The following is a 13592-nucleotide window of genomic DNA, read 5'->3' on the forward strand; positions in this document are numbered from 1 at the left end:
CGCCCTTTTCTTTTTGTCTGAAGCTCTGCCATGGCCCGGTGAGTGACAGGCTTTATCGTGTGGGGTAGAGACTTAGACTGGCATCCATCTTTTGAACTTTGAGGGCAGACAGGCTCATGGACCCCAGACGCATCGGTGAAATCCTTCTCGGCGAGGGCGTGATTACCGAACGCGATCTGGATGCCGCCGTGCGCTACCAGGCCGAGATCGGGGCGCTGCTCGGTCAGGCCCTGCTGCGGCTCGGCGCCGTGTCCGAAACCGCCTTGCTCGACGCGCTCTCACGCCAGCTCGACCTGGTCGTGATCGACCGCACGGCGCTGCCCGAAGATGCCGGCGCCTATGTCCACGCGGCCACGCGGCTCTCCATCTCGCGCGCCTGGCTGCTCCACCACGATATCGTCCTCTGGTTCGTGGACTCCGAGGGCCGTCCGGTCTCGCCGCGCGAAGGTGAGGTGGCTGAGGGGGGCGAGGCGCTGGAAGACATGCGCCTGCGTGTCCTGCCGCGCGCGCCGCTGGATTCCGCGCTGCACGACACGCTCGTGCGCGCCGCGCCGGTGGAAATCGAGATCGTGCTCGGCTCCAATCGTGTGCTTGACACCGCGCTCGCGACGCTCCGCTCGACCGGACAGCGCGACAGCTCCGGCGATGGCGACGATGCCTCGCGCCTGCGCGAGATGGCCGAGGAAGCCCCGGTCATCGATTTCGTGAATTCCATGTTCGAGGATGCGCTGCGCCAGCGCGCCTCCGACATGCATGTCGAACCCTTCGAATCCCATTTCCAGATCCGCTTCCGGGTCGATGGCGTGCTCAGCCTGATCCAGACCCTGCCGCGTGCGCGGTTCGAGGCGGTCGCAAGCCGGATCAAGCTCCTGTCCGGCATGGACATCGCGGAACGGCGCCTGCCGCAGGACGGACGCCAGTCCGTGCGCTTTGCCGGCCAGGACATCGATTTGCGCGTGTCCAGCCTGCCCGGCGCCTGGGGTGAAAGCCTGGTCCTGCGCCTGCTGCGAAAGCAGCAGGAATTACCCAGCCTTGAAGGCCTCGGGCTCGACGGGTCCTCGATGGTCAACTTCCAGCGCCTCATTACCGAGCCGAACGGCGTCATTCTCGTGACCGGCCCGACCGGCTCGGGCAAGTCGACCACGCTCTATCGCGGCATCGAGATGATTAATGACGGCGAGCGCAAGATCATCACGATCGAAGACCCGGTCGAATACGACATGGACGCGGTGACCCAGGTCCAGGCGCGCTCCGACATCGGCTACACCTTTGCGCGCGGCCTGCGCGCCATCCTGCGCCAGGACCCCGATGTCATCATGATCGGCGAGATCCGCGACGGGGAGACCGCCTCTATCGCGGCGCAGGCAGCCCTGACCGGCCACCTCGTCTTCTCCACGCTGCACACCAATTCGGCCATGGCCGCGATCGAGCGCCTGGTCGATCTGGGCGTGGAACGCTTTCTGGTCTCGGCTGCGCTGCGCGGCCTGATGGGCCAGCGCCTGGTGCGCCGTCTGTGCACGCACTGCGCCGCGCCGGCCGGGCTGGACGAAACCGCGCAGGGCGAGCGCGAGCTGGACCAGCTTCGCCGCACGGTCGGCTCGATCGCGCTGGAGGGCGCGCCGCAATGGAAGCGCGCGGTCGGGTGTCCGGCCTGCGGCGGGCAGGGCTATTCGGGCCGGATCGCGCTCTATGAAGTGGCTCGGGTCACGCCGGCCCTGCGCAGCGCAATCAACAATGCGGCCGCCTCCGAGGATCTGGTGGCCGCCGCACGCCAGGACGGCTTCATGACGATGTATGAGGATGGGATCGTGAAGGCCGCGCGCGGCTTTACCACCATCGCCGAGGTCATGCGCGTGGTCGGGGCCGGCCACGAGCGCGCCAATGTCGGCGCATGAAGCAGGACGGGGGAGGCGAGATCATGAGCAACTGGTATAGCCATTACGACGATATCGACGGGTTGCGCGGGGCCGTTGCCGAAGGGCGCCATCGCGACATTATCGGCGGGCTGTGGGAGGCGCTGGGCACGCTCCAGCTCGACTTCCTCAAACAGCAGGGGCTTCAGCCCGGCCATACGCTGATCGACATCGGATGCGGATCGCTGCGCGCCGGCGTGCCGCTGACCCGCTATCTCGATGCCGGCAATTATTACGGCATCGATCTCAGGCCCGAGCTTCTCGAAGCCGGCTATGATCGCGAAATCGCCGCCGAGGGCCTGGCCGAAAAACTGCCCCGGGACAATCTTCACGCCACCGCCGAATTCGATCTGTCCGTGTTCGGAATAAAGTTCGATTACGCCATCGCCCAGTCGGTCTTTACCCACATGCCGATTTCGCGCCTGACCGATTGCCTCCTGGCGATCCGTCCCAACATCAAGGCTGGCGCGCCGGTCTACATCACCTTCTTCGAACGTCCCGAGGACGCGGACCCGTCCGCGCCGCTGCCGCACGAGCCGGGCGGTATCGTCACCCATCCCGGTGAAGACCCCTACGATGTGAAGCCCTCCGCGCTTCGCGCCGCCTGTCCGCCGGGCTGGTCGCTGGACATTATCGGCGAGTGGAATCATCCGCGCGACCAGCGCATGGCCTGCTTCAGGCACGAGGGCTAGCTTCATGGCCGGCTTCGTCTATCGCGGGCTGAACGCCGAAGGGGCGACCGTCGAGGGCCGCATCACGGCGGCCGACGAGACCGATGCGCTGCGCCAGCTGGAATCCCAGTCCATCGCGCCCTTCCGCCTGACGCTGGAGACGCCGGCCAGCCGGAAATTCGCGCGCAAGAAGGCGCGCCCGGCCGACCGTCACCGCTTCATCCGCCAGCTCGCCGTGCTCCTGCGCGCGGGCGCGCCCCTGCTCGATGCGTTCGAGACCGTGTCCTCCGAGGAGCCGTGCCGGGACCTTGCCCTGGAGGCCGACGGGGTCCGACGCGATCTGAGGGCGGGCAGCCGGCTGTCGGTCGCGATGAAGACGCATATGGACGTGCTGCCCGATTATGCGCCGCGCCTGATCGAGCTGGGCGAGGCGACCGGCCAGGTGCCCAAGGCGCTGTCCGACATTGCCACCCAGATGGAGCACGAGCTGAAAAGCGCGGCGGAAATCCGCAACGCGCTGGCCTATCCCGCCTTTCTCGCCGTCGCGGGCGGCGTGGCCGTGGTGTTCATGTTCCTGTTCATCGTGCCGCGCTTTGCCGCGCTGATCGGCGATGACCGCACGGCCCTTCCGGCCCTGTCGCGCATCGTGATCGGGCTCGGCGTGACCATGCGCGAGAATCTGCCCGTCACCCTCGTCATCCTGCTCGCGATCGTGGGCGGCATCGTCTTCCTCCTGCGCAGCCGCAAAAGCCGGGCGGCGGTTGGGCGGGCGCTCTACGGGCTGCCCGTGGTCGGCAGCTTCCTGCGCTCGGCCGAGATCGCGCGCTGGGCGCGCACATGCGCCACCGCCCTGTCGGGCGGGGCGCCCCTGCTGGAGGCGCTGATCCTGGCCGAGGGCTCCTTGCAGTCGCCGCGCCGCCGCCAGGGCCTGGCCGAGGCCCGCCGGGCCATCCGCGCCGGGGAAGCCATCGACGTCGCCCTGCGTGCCCACACCGATTTCGACGCCATGACGATCAACCTGGTGCGGACCGGGCGCGCCTCGGCCAGCCTCGACGAGATGCTCGCCTTTCTGGCCGACCTGCACGAGGAAGAAGCGCGCAACCGGGCCAAGCGCCTGACGGCCCTGGCCGAACCGATGGCTGTGCTCTTCATCGCCTCGGTGGTGGGCCTGGTCGTCGTCAGCCTGGTCCTGGCGATGACCAGCCTCTACGACGTCGCGCTCTGACCGGCGCGCCGGTGTCCGGCGTGGACCTGCGTGTTTTCTTCCCGGCGCTGAGCTGGTAAATGAAAGGCCTTGTGAAAGCGGTTGGACATCATGACCCAGTTGAAACTTGCCCTGCAGCGTTTTGCCGCCCGGCTGCGCGTTCATCGCCCGGGATATTCGCTGATGGAAATCCTGGTGGCGGTCGCGATCATTGCCGTGCTGGCCACACTCGTGGCGCCGCGCCTGTTCGGTCAGCTCGACCGCTCGCGGGTGACGGCTGCCGAGACGCAGATCCGCATGATCGAAACCTCGCTCGACACGATGCGCCTGGATATCGGGCGCTATCCGACCGAGGAGGAGGGCCTCGCCCTGCTGACGCGGCCGAGCGACGCGGTCGAGGGCCGCTGGGCCGGGCCCTATATCGACGAGGCGGTTCCGGCCGACCCGTGGGGCAATACCTACCGCTACGAGGCGCCGGCCAACTCCAGCGGCCGGGCGCGCGTCTATTCCTACGGCGCCGACAATGAAGAAGGCGGCAGCGGGCTCGACGCCGATATCGGACGGACGCCCAGCAGCTGATGCGCGGCCAGCGCGGCTATTCGCTTCTCGAAATCCTGGTGGTGCTGGCCATCCTGGCCGTCGCCGCAACGATCAGCGTCCCGCTGGTCGGCAACATGGTGGACCGCTATCGCGCCCACTCGGTCGCGACCGATCTGCAAAGCCATCTGATCGAGTTGCGGACCCGGGCCGTGCTGGAAGCCACCGACCTGTCCCAGGCCTCGATTTCGCAGACGCTCAACGACGCGCTTCCGGCCGGATGGGCGATCGAACTCGACGAGGCGATCTCCTTCCGCGCAAACGGCTACTGCCCCGGCGGGCCGGCGTCGCTCACCTCCCCGGCGGGCCGAGTGCGCCCGCTCGTCCTGGAGGCCGGGCGATGCTTCATCGAAAGCGGCGGCACGCCTAGAAGGGAAGCGGGTTTCCGGTTCTCCGCCAGACCAGACGCCGAACGGTAAGCTCGCGCTCGCGACTGCCCCGGCTCAGCGTGGCCTCCACCTCGTAGAGCCAGACCGAATAGAGGCCGCCGCCCATATACCCGTCGGCATTCTCCTCGTTGGCCAGAAGCTGCGAGGTCCAGCTCAGCGTCCAGCCGCCGATCTCGGTTTCGCCGTCCGGCTCCTCTAGCGGATCGAGGAGCTGGAGGTAGGCGAGCGCGTTGGATTCTGCCTCGATCGCCGCGCGCAGACCCTCGGCCCGGTAGGCAGCGTCCGCGAGTGTCGATTGCATGTGATAGAGCGGTAAAAGAGTGGCAGCCAGCACGGCTATAGCGACAAGCGCTTCTAGGATAGAGAAGCCTTCATGGTGCGATAGCAACCGGTTCATCGGATCAATCCCGCAACCGTCATGACCAGAAATCCCCCGAACAGGCCGGGGGCAAAGGCGATCCCGCGCGCTGTCCGTCCGCGTCCGCTCAGACCATAGGCAGCGGTCAGCACGACAGCAAGCAGCAGGGCCGGACCTGTCGCGGAGAGCCCGGTCCATGTTGCACAGGCGGCCGCAAAGGGCAGGTCGCCTCCGCCCAGCCCCGCTTGCCCCCGGCGCATCTTCACGAACCGGCCGGCCAGCCAGAGCACGCCCGCAGCGAGGACAACGCCCAGCGCGGCGTCAATCAATCCCCATTTCGCGCCGAGCGGCGACGCCAGCCCAAAAACCAGCCCGCTGAAGCCGATCAAAAGGCTCGCCATGTCCGGAATCGTCCCGCGTGCAAGGTCGCTGCGACTGGCGCCCAGCCCTGCCAGGCCTGCAATTGTCAGGCAGGTCGCCGCCAGAATCTCGAACTCCAGCAGAACCAGACCGGCCCAGAGCGTCAACCCCGCCGCCAGCGCCCCAAACGCTGCCAGAAGCCCCCCCGCGCCATCCCGCGCCATCGACCAGCTGAGAAGGTAAGTGCTTCCGGCTACAGCCAGAATCGACACGCCTACCGGGAGGATGGCTGCAGAACCGCTCAAGCTCAGGAGTCAGGATCCTGAAGATAGTTCGCTCCGCCTGCCGGCCGAATCTCCAGCGGTTCGCTCGGAGGGGTCAAAGTCCGTCCGCGACCTTGCATGTTGCCGAAATTATAGTTCAGGGCCCCGACCAGGGCATCGACCACCTGCTGGCGATCGTCCCGCGAGTCCAGGATGAACGGCGTCACGAGGACGACCAGCATCGTCCGGGTCGAGGTCAGAGCCTCGTTGCGGAACGGCGCACCCAAGATAGGTACGTCCTTCAGAAAAGGGATTCCGGTGTTGTTGCGCGTGAAGCGGTTCTCGATCAGGCCGCCCAGCACCGCAGTCTGGCCATCCTGAAGTGAAAGCTGCGAGACCAGCGAGCGGTTGGAAATGATCGGGCTCGAAATCTCGGAGCTTTCGTTAGGCTGGGCCGCACTAAGCTCTTGGCTGATCGTCAGATCGATCCTGTTGCCACTGTAAACCCGCGGCTCGACGCTTAAGAGAATACCGGTGGAACGGTACTGGACTTGCTGCAGGAAGTCGGTCGTTCCGCCGCTCTGAGAGTCCGAGGCGCGCTGGGTTGTGATGATCGGCACTTCATTGCCAACTTGGACGGAGGCAGTAGCGCCCGAACGGGTCACGACACGCGGTGTGGACAGCACGTTGATCTGGTTGTTGTCCGCGGAGGCCTGACCGTCAATAGTGACTTGGCCGGTATTAACCACTGCGGAAAATCCGCCGCTCGAATTGAGAGTGGCGGCGAAGCCCGGTGCGATCTCGGAGTCGAAAACGAGATCCAAGCCGTAGCTAGATCCGTCAGTCAGTGTGACCTCGGCGATTGTAACTTCGATCAGCACCTCGGGAATGGGCGTGTCAAGTCGCCGCAGGAGACTCTCGATCGCGTCGTACTCTTCGTATGTCCCGTAGAAGATGATGCGATTGCCTTCCTGGTCGACCGTCAGATCGCCGGTATTGGCAGGGCCTGACGCCGCTTGACCGTCTTCGCCTCCGCCTTCGGCCGCCGCGCCTGCAGCGTTCGCGCTGCCGCGACCAGAGATCACCGCCGAGACAATCTGGGCCAGCGTCTCGGCCTCGGCGTTCTGCACATCGTAGACATGCGCCGCCTGCGCCTCGCCCCGGTAGGCCTCTCTGTCGAGCTGCTGGGCCAGGGACAGGACATAGGTCGCTTGGCTGCGCTCCGGCGCGAAGATCATCAGCTGGTTGGTGAAGTCCAGCGGGAGAAGCGTAAGCGCGCGCGGGGCGGTAACACCAACGCCGATGCTGAAGCCCTCCAGCGTCAGAATTTCCTGGATGCTCTGCGCGAGCTCAGAGGCTTCCCAACTGGTGGGAGAATAGGTGATCACCTGGCGGCCTGCCTGGCGCAGCTCGTCCATCTCGTCGACGATCGCCATGGCGGCATTCACGTCGTCGGCAAGCCCGCTGATCACCAGAGAGTTGGTGAGAGGCGTAGACCGGATCGTCAGCTGTGAGCGGTCGGGGAATGCCTGCTCCAGAATGGTCTGCATATCACCCGCATTGATCGCGGTAAGCTGAACGAATTGAATGACCGGGCGCAGGCCGCTCGGCACCTCAGCGCGTGCGCGCGCATTGACGAAGCGAGGCATGCGCGCTCGCAGTTCGCTGACTTCTACAAGGCGGTAGAGGCCATCCTCGTAGATGACGCCAACGCCGTAATCCTTAAGCGCCTCTTCAACGAGGCTGAGAAAGGTGGCCGCCTCCATCTCGCGCACGCTGCGCAGCGAGATCAGCGCCTGGTTCTCGGCGACCGATGGCCCCATCGAGAAAGGCTGCTCCAGAATTTCCCCGAAGACCGTATTGATGAAGCTCGGCAGGGGCTGGGGCGGCAGCGTCACGTTGACCGTGCCCGTCGGCAGCTCCGGCGATTCTCCACCCGGCAGCGGGGTTTGGGAACCTGGGTTGATGTAAGGCACGACCCGGCGCTCAACCCGGCCTTCGCGTTCCGGACTCGCCTCGTCCTCCATCAGCCGGTCATCCGTCGGGGGCGTGGCAGTGCCCGGGCGCGTCAACGCCTCGCCAAGCTGAAGCCATTCTGCGCCTGTGCCCTGCCCGGACTGGGTCGTGCAGCCGGTTGCCAGTATCGCAATGGCCGCTGCCGCGTATCGGCTTGCCTTAATCATCCCCGTCGTCCTCCACTCGCGAAAAGGCATCAAGCCGCCGCGTTGTCCCATCGCGCTGCAGGGTAACGTGCGTTGGTCCTATCTCGGAAATCTGCCACCCGTCCGCCAGCACATCCCCTACGCGCTTGCGTTCGGCCTCGGTCCCGGAAGAAGCGTACAGAAAAAGCGTCCACGCTTCATCTCGCAAAACCATGGCCGACAAGTCGGGCGATGCTATGGCACGCGCCAGATCCTCTGCCGTGCTGATCTGACCATCGGTTTGGGCATCGGGTTCTCGCAGGCCAGCCAGCGGAAACAGGCCGCTCGAGGTAATCTGGCGTGCGAAGCGATCGATATTGGTGGCGCTGGGCGGCTCGACTCGTTGCCAACTGCCCAGACCAGCCACTGGTGTTGGATTTGCCCCTTGAAATCCCGATGCCAGCCCGGCCAGTCCGGCGAGTATCAGGACGGCGAGCGCCGCGAGCAGGCGAGCTCCTGACGTCATGGCTGGGGCTCCCCGGGGGCAGAGGACTGGACGACGCCAGGCGCGACAAGCTGGATTTCGAGCTGTCCGGTTATCCGGTTCCAGCTGAAGCCGACGGGAATAAGTGTTCCCTGACCGCGAGCGATCTCCTGGAAGAAGGCAAGGAACTGCCCACGATTATCGCGCGCGGATACGGATATTTCGAACAGGACCGCCTCATCGCCGAGCGGTGCGGGCGGGCTGAGCACGCTGACACGCGGCTGAAGCACTCCTGAAGTCCGGGCTGCGGTTTCCACGCTGCCTTGCAACTGTGCGGCGATGATCCCGGATGTGTCACCCTGCCAAAAGCCGCTACGCGCCTCTTCCAGCGCCTCACGGGCCTCTACCGACCGGTCAACCCAGTCCGGATCCGCGAGAACAGCCTCGTAGAGCCGCACTTCGCGCTGCATCTGGTCGACCTGGCTGGCGATCCGGGCCGTGTGGGAGCCAAGCCCATCGAGCGCAAAGAACATGACAATGGCCACCAGCACGCCGAGACCTATCAGCGCGCGCGGCGTGGCCTGACGCCGCAGGGTTTCGCTAAGGCCGGAGAAGCGGGTGGCGAGTGAAGTCATGGCTGGACGACCTGTGCTTGTATGCGCCACTCACCGGGCAAACGCCCGGGCTCAGCCAACACGTCGTACATTAGATCATCGGCTTCCAGGCTGCGCACCAGATCGGCGGGAGCGAACTCCCCTTCGGCAAACAGGGCAACTGAGAGGTCGTCGCCGCGCATGGCGAACTCGCGCAGGTCCACGCCGGCATCCGACAACAGGCCGGTCAGAACTGCCAGCAGCTCGATCGGGTGCTGGCGGTCAAGCGCGCCTTCGTAGTCGCGCAATTCATCCAGCGCTGTACGCGCTTCGCCCTGGGCTGCCGTGATCTCCCCGGCTGCTTCGCTGAGCGTTTCGAGTTTTGCGGCCAGGCGGGCCTGTTCGAAGGTGACCGCGGCCCATTGCAGCGCGAAATAGGCGATCGGCGCAGCCAGGAGCGCAATTACGGCTGCTGTGATGTCGCGCTGACGCGGCGCCTGAAGAGAAACCAGCCGCGCCATCCACGGCGAAGCGGGCGGGTCGGCGCGCATCGGGGCAGCGCGCGGGACCGGGGATCCGGCATCGGGGTCCTGGCGCGAAGCACGCAGAAAGTCGCGCCATTGCGCGTCGGTAGGCGGGTCTGACCACCACCGGGTCGCGAGCAAACGGCCGCCTTCCCAGACTTCGCCTTCGTAGCCCTCGGAAACCTCGACCAGACGGGGACCCACGCCGGGTGCGTGGAAGATACTTTCCGGTACGCACTCGCCCTCGAAATCGGACAGCCCGGTAATCGCCCCCCGGGGCCAACTCCAGACGCCGATGTCGTCTTCGCCCCAGTCGAGAAAAAATTGCGGATCTAGGAGCGGTGAGCGCGCCTTGGCCGCCAGCATTGCCGCGCGAGCCTGCTGGGGACCCCGCTCCCCGGGAGGGGCAGGCATGCGTTCGAAATGACAGAGCGCACGGCTGATCACCGCGCGCTCGCCAAGGAGAAATCTCGACCCGGCGCTACCGCCGCGTTTGACCGCGCCCGATGCCAGAACTTGAGTTGCCGGCCGGGCGGGGAAGGGTGTCAACCTGTTCCGCATCGTCTATGAAAAGAACCTCGCCCGCATAAGACCCTCCGATAGCGTATTTGCTATGAACCGTGAAGGGGGCAAACACGCTGCTGGGCGTCAATTCGTAGACCGTCGCGCGCGCATGCGATCCGTCTTCGGACTGGGCTACGACGGTAAAGCGCGGCCCGGGCAAAGTGACGACATCGAATGGATCGCTTGCGTGGTCGAGCTCCGGGCGGCCGTACATCGCGAAATTCACGATTTCGTCCGGCCTGGGCATGGAGGTCTCTTCCTCACCCGGCCGAGGCCGGCCGGGCAGACCCGACATCGAAGCGGAAAACGGCGAGCCTCGTTCACCAATCAGGGCCTCGCGCAGGAAGGGGGTCATGAGCCGAGGGTTGAGCCGGCTGTTTGGTCTCACGCTGGTCAGAAGCAGGAGGCGCCCCCGATCGCCGCAGAGCGACAGCTCGCGCCATGCCGGGATGGAGCAGACTTCAAGCGAGTCCCGCAGAGGGCGGTTGGCCGGCCCCGCCGAGCCCTCCGGATAGTCATCAGCTTCGGCGCCGCCGATCCGGCGCAGGTCGTCGCTGTCTTCATAGTCTCCGATTTGGGCGAACAGACGCTGGGTCAGCGCCGGGTCTTCGCCCAGAATTTCCAGTGCGGTCTCCAGAGTTCCCGGTGCGTCTGCCGACAGATTCAAAAGCGTCTGGTCTGCAATGAGGCGAACGAAGCCGCCGCTGTCCTCCACGAGGTAGGGCCTTGCATCCACCCGAATGAGCTGAACATTGCCAGCACGCCGTGGACCCGCGCCGCCCCGGTTGAGAAGGCCGAGTGGGTCGCCCTCTCCGCCAATCTCAATGCCCCCGCGGGTGATCGGCTCGGTCATCAGGTAGAACAGGACAGTCTGCTCTGCCGAAATGAGCTCGGCCTCGGTCGCTGTGTGGTGTGAAAGCTGGAACACGGCCTCGTTGGCCTTCTGAACCTGAGCCGCCGCGATGGCCGCTATCAGCGATATGGCCATGATTGCGGCTAGCGCGATCGGAAGAACGTATCCGTCATCATGACCCGGCTTCACGGTATGGACCTCCCCATTATGTCCTCGACCCGGACCGGCGGCGCACCGTCTGCAGGGAAGGCGATGATCATATCGAGGCTGGTGTGCCCCTCCGAGCGCACCTGGATGCGAACCGCTTCCGGGAGCGGTGAATAATACAGGGTGCTGTGATCGGGGCGCGGCCAGGTATCGACCCATTCTCGTTCCAGCTCGAGCACTGGGCCGGTAAGGTCTACCGACTGGGGCAGGGTGCCGAAATATTCGAATCCGACATCAACGCCCTCCCACCAGCCAAGCTGATAGGTTGCTTCGCCTTCTTCGTAGATCAGGGAAACGCCTCCGGCCTCCTGCTCAAAGCGCACCGCATAGGGACGCATTTCTCCCGCATAGCCGGTGACCGGCTGGGCAGTAACCGACTGGAAGCCGGTCGTGTCGCCGCTAAAGCGGCCCGGGCGTTCCTGATAGGCGGTCCTGCTGGCCTCGACGGCAGTTCGGAAAATCCGCTCATCGATCAGCTCGCCGGCAACCGAGCGTGCGGCCTGCTCGACCCGGATCGCGTTGGTGCTTGCCGCGCGGATCGCCTCGATGGTCAAGGTGGCAACAAAGCCGCTGATAATCAGCATGATCAGCATTTCGATCAGCGTGAAGCCGGCCTCGCGGGTCGCCGGTACTGCTTGCTTGGATCGCATGTTCCAACTCCACCCGGCGGCGCCGGTATTGAAGGCGGGCTAGTCGCGTTGCGCTGCAGCCGATACGGCCGCACCGTCCGGCCACCGCCACGCCTCGCCATCGCTGAACGCCAGCCTGGGCTCGCTGCCGGCGGTCGTGACCATGACGGTTGTGCCCGCCGGGGCCGGTGTGCCGGCAATCAGATCATCGAGCTCGATACTTCTTACGCGCAGATGACCGTCCGCTGACACGAAGGCGTGCCCTCGATGTATGAGAGCGCCGTCACTGCCCACCTCGAGCGCGCCGCTCGGCGCGCCGGGCCAGATGACCATCGGGAACTGTCCGGCCTTCGCATCGTGTATGTAGAAACCGCCATGGGCGTGGCTCAGGCTCACATTCCATGCATGCTCGTTGTGGCGCAAGCCATAGCCTGGCTCGCTGTCGACAGTGGCAGTGCCGGGGATATGGAATATCTCGCGCACGGACCCGGTTTCGTCCGATGTTGTCATGTTCAGGCGCCCCTTTTCACCGGTGGCCGTCAGATGCACCGTGCCGAGTGATATCCAGCGGCCGCCTTCGAATATAACAGAACGGCCCGCGCCGGTATCGCGCGCCAGCCAGCCCGCTTTCGGGTGGATTTCAAGCCAGCCTCCTCCTGTCCATACAACGAGTGCATGATCGATCATGAACGCCCAGTCGGATCCCGTCTTTCCCGGCGCGAGAATATAGGCCGAGCCTGGCTCCGGGGCCTCGGGCTGGCGTTTGGCCTGCACGTCGGCGACCAGGATTTCCATGATGGCGCCGTCCGTCATGAAGGCCGCGGACGCGGAGAGCCAGGGTGCGCTCTTGCCCTCCGCGCCCTGCATGACCGCCTGACGCGAGCGAACCTGGAAGGGAATGTCGTGGGCGAGGAAGAGATCGGCGGCCCCTGGAAGCCCGGCCTGCGTATCCTCAAGGTCAAGACTTTGCGGAATCCATGTCTGCGGCTCGCCGGCATTGCCCGCCTGCTCACCCGCCGTGGCCGGCAGCGCAAAGAGGGACGGCGAAAGCTCGGGCACGGGTGCGCCCGTCTTGTTGTACAGTCCGAGAACCCAGGCCGGTTCGCCGCAACCTGCCGGCAAGACCGCCTCCGCTTCCGACTGCGCGGCGGGTGGCGTCTCGAGCGGGAAGAAGACGGAGCCGCTCATGTGCGAAAGCGCATACCGCGATGCAGATCGCAGGCCTGCGTCGACCGCAGGGCCTTGCTGTTGCGCATCAAGATGTTCCAGGAAGACGGCGAGACCCTCGCCGGAGAGAACACGCGCTGCGTCTGTCAGCACAAGGCGTGCGGTAGCCTCGTCGAGACAGACCAGCAGGTCGACACTGTTATCGTCGAGCGGCAGTACCGGTCCGCTCATCGGGCCGACATGGATATGCTTGACCCCGTCATAGCGTTCGCCGGCGGTGCGTGCCGCTTGCTCGTCGCTTTCTAGCCCGATCAGGGACCGCGCCGTTCTGCCTAGCTGGCGAAGCCCCTCGCCCGCGCCGCAGCCGACCTCTACGACCCGGCGGCCCTCGGCGAGGGAGGACAGGAGCTGGTAGCAATGTCTCCTGAACTGGGTGTCTGACGATGCGGATTTCAATTGAACGGTCTCATCTGAACGGATGTGCGCCGAATAACGCTCCGTATTCTGCAATACGCGCTCTGAAGCGGGCTCACAACATCGCGCTTCGTGACCTGCCGGGCCGACAGGCCGAGCTGCGGTGCTCGACCTGCAATCGCAGGGCGTGCCCTGGCGATGCGTGGATTGTCTTTCCCGGCCTGAAGTGCTTTACCCACTCGCGCGGGATGCCGACTCCCG

14 protein-coding genes are annotated in these 13592 nt (G+C 65.5%); 5 read left to right on the top strand and 9 right to left on the bottom strand.

What is annotated here, in order from left to right:
- The first annotated feature begins 116 nt into the window (after positions 1-116).
- The 5 genes from PGP17_RS04605 to PGP17_RS04625 all read left to right on the top strand — a co-directional run bounded on the left by PGP17_RS04605 (position 117) and on the right by PGP17_RS04625 (position 4804).
- Complete coding sequence (locus PGP17_RS04605) at positions 117-1895, top strand: GspE/PulE family protein (protein ID WP_270374418.1); 1779 nt, start codon at positions 117-119, stop codon at positions 1893-1895.
- Positions 1896-1918: 23 nt separating this feature from the next.
- Positions 1919-2605, top strand: a complete 687-nt coding sequence (locus tag PGP17_RS04610) for a class I SAM-dependent methyltransferase (protein WP_270374419.1) — start codon at positions 1919-1921, stop codon at positions 2603-2605.
- A gap of 4 nt (positions 2606-2609) precedes the next feature.
- Positions 2610-3809 (top strand): type II secretion system F family protein, encoded by a 1200-nt coding sequence (locus PGP17_RS04615; RefSeq protein WP_135945233.1) that lies wholly within the window; start codon positions 2610-2612, stop codon positions 3807-3809.
- 90 nt (positions 3810-3899) lie between these two features.
- Positions 3900-4367: a type II secretion system major pseudopilin GspG gene (gene gspG, locus PGP17_RS04620; RefSeq protein ID WP_135945231.1), complete on the top strand. Its 468-nt coding sequence runs from the start codon at positions 3900-3902 to the stop codon at positions 4365-4367.
- Positions 4367-4804, top strand: coding sequence for a pilus assembly FimT family protein (locus PGP17_RS04625; protein WP_270374420.1), 438 nt, complete (start codon positions 4367-4369; stop codon positions 4802-4804). Before gspG ends, PGP17_RS04625 begins: the two co-directional genes overlap by 1 nt.
- Here PGP17_RS04625 and PGP17_RS04630 read toward each other — a convergent pair.
- The 9 genes from PGP17_RS04630 to PGP17_RS04670 all read right to left on the bottom strand — a co-directional run bounded on the left by PGP17_RS04630 (position 4752) and on the right by PGP17_RS04670 (position 13373).
- Positions 4752-5075, bottom strand: coding sequence for a hypothetical protein (locus tag PGP17_RS04630; RefSeq protein ID WP_270374421.1), 324 nt, complete (start codon positions 5073-5075; stop codon positions 4752-4754). The genes PGP17_RS04625 and PGP17_RS04630 overlap by 53 nt on opposite strands.
- Before the next feature lie 92 nt (positions 5076-5167).
- Positions 5168-5797: a prepilin peptidase gene (locus PGP17_RS04635; protein ID WP_270374422.1), complete on the bottom strand. Its 630-nt coding sequence runs from the start codon at positions 5795-5797 to the stop codon at positions 5168-5170.
- Between the two features lie 2 nt (positions 5798-5799).
- Positions 5800-7782, bottom strand: a complete 1983-nt coding sequence (locus PGP17_RS04640; RefSeq protein ID WP_270374423.1) for a secretin N-terminal domain-containing protein — start codon at positions 7780-7782, stop codon at positions 5800-5802.
- A gap of 148 nt (positions 7783-7930) precedes the next feature.
- The gene (locus PGP17_RS04645; RefSeq protein WP_135945226.1) at positions 7931-8422 is read right to left on the bottom strand and encodes a SctD/MshK family protein; all 492 of its coding nucleotides are present in this window, start codon (positions 8420-8422) and stop codon (positions 7931-7933) included.
- Entirely contained in the window at positions 8419-9015 is a 597-nt protein-coding gene (locus tag PGP17_RS04650) for a hypothetical protein (RefSeq protein ID WP_135945225.1), read from the bottom strand. Before PGP17_RS04650 ends, PGP17_RS04645 begins: the two co-directional genes overlap by 4 nt.
- The gene (locus PGP17_RS04655) at positions 9012-9911 is read right to left on the bottom strand and encodes a hypothetical protein (protein WP_270374424.1); all 900 of its coding nucleotides are present in this window, start codon (positions 9909-9911) and stop codon (positions 9012-9014) included. The genes PGP17_RS04650 and PGP17_RS04655 overlap by 4 nt, the downstream gene beginning before the upstream one ends.
- Positions 9912-9978: 67 nt before the next feature.
- Positions 9979-11049: a hypothetical protein gene (locus PGP17_RS04660; protein WP_135945223.1), complete on the bottom strand. Its 1071-nt coding sequence runs from the start codon at positions 11047-11049 to the stop codon at positions 9979-9981.
- A 50-nt stretch (positions 11050-11099) separates the two neighbouring features.
- Positions 11100-11771 carry a hypothetical protein gene (locus tag PGP17_RS04665; protein WP_270374425.1) on the bottom strand — a complete coding sequence of 224 codons (672 nt, stop codon included), beginning with the start codon at positions 11769-11771 and terminating at the stop codon, positions 11100-11102.
- A gap of 39 nt (positions 11772-11810) precedes the next feature.
- On the bottom strand, positions 11811-13373 hold the full coding sequence (locus PGP17_RS04670; RefSeq protein ID WP_270374426.1) for a DUF2793 domain-containing protein: 1563 nt from the start codon (positions 13371-13373) through the stop codon (positions 11811-11813).
- Positions 13374-13592 lie beyond the last annotated feature (219 nt).

It is taken from the genome of Marinicauda sp. Alg238-R41 (assembly GCF_947331485.1).
Classification (GTDB): Bacteria; Pseudomonadota; Alphaproteobacteria; order Caulobacterales; family Maricaulaceae; genus Marinicauda; species Marinicauda pacifica.

What these genes read in the sequence shown, in the direction of transcription:
- PGP17_RS04605 (WP_270374418.1), top strand. Translation starts at nt 117, where the DNA reads ATGGACCCCAGACGCATCGGTGAAATCCTTCTCGGCGAGGGCGTGATT.
- PGP17_RS04655 (WP_270374424.1), bottom strand. Translation starts at nt 9,911, where the DNA reads ATGCCTGCCCCTCCCGGGGAGCGGGGTCCCCAGCAGGCTCGCGCGGCA.
- PGP17_RS04625 (WP_270374420.1), top strand. Translation starts at nt 4,367, where the DNA reads ATGCGCGGCCAGCGCGGCTATTCGCTTCTCGAAATCCTGGTGGTGCTG.
- PGP17_RS04650 (WP_135945225.1), bottom strand. Translation starts at nt 9,015, where the DNA reads ATGACTTCACTCGCCACCCGCTTCTCCGGCCTTAGCGAAACCCTGCGG.
- PGP17_RS04615 (WP_135945233.1), top strand. Translation starts at nt 2,610, where the DNA reads ATGGCCGGCTTCGTCTATCGCGGGCTGAACGCCGAAGGGGCGACCGTC.
- PGP17_RS04630 (WP_270374421.1), bottom strand. Translation starts at nt 5,075, where the DNA reads ATGCAATCGACACTCGCGGACGCTGCCTACCGGGCCGAGGGTCTGCGC.
- PGP17_RS04665 (WP_270374425.1), bottom strand. Translation starts at nt 11,771, where the DNA reads ATGCGATCCAAGCAAGCAGTACCGGCGACCCGCGAGGCCGGCTTCACG.
- PGP17_RS04610 (WP_270374419.1), top strand. Translation starts at nt 1,919, where the DNA reads ATGAGCAACTGGTATAGCCATTACGACGATATCGACGGGTTGCGCGGG.
- PGP17_RS04640 (WP_270374423.1), bottom strand. Translation starts at nt 7,782, where the DNA reads ATGGAGGACGAGGCGAGTCCGGAACGCGAAGGCCGGGTTGAGCGCCGG.
- PGP17_RS04660 (WP_135945223.1), bottom strand. Translation starts at nt 11,049, where the DNA reads ATGGCCATATCGCTGATAGCGGCCATCGCGGCGGCTCAGGTTCAGAAG.
- PGP17_RS04645 (WP_135945226.1), bottom strand. Translation starts at nt 8,422, where the DNA reads ATGACGTCAGGAGCTCGCCTGCTCGCGGCGCTCGCCGTCCTGATACTC.
- gspG (WP_135945231.1), top strand. Translation starts at nt 3,900, where the DNA reads ATGACCCAGTTGAAACTTGCCCTGCAGCGTTTTGCCGCCCGGCTGCGC.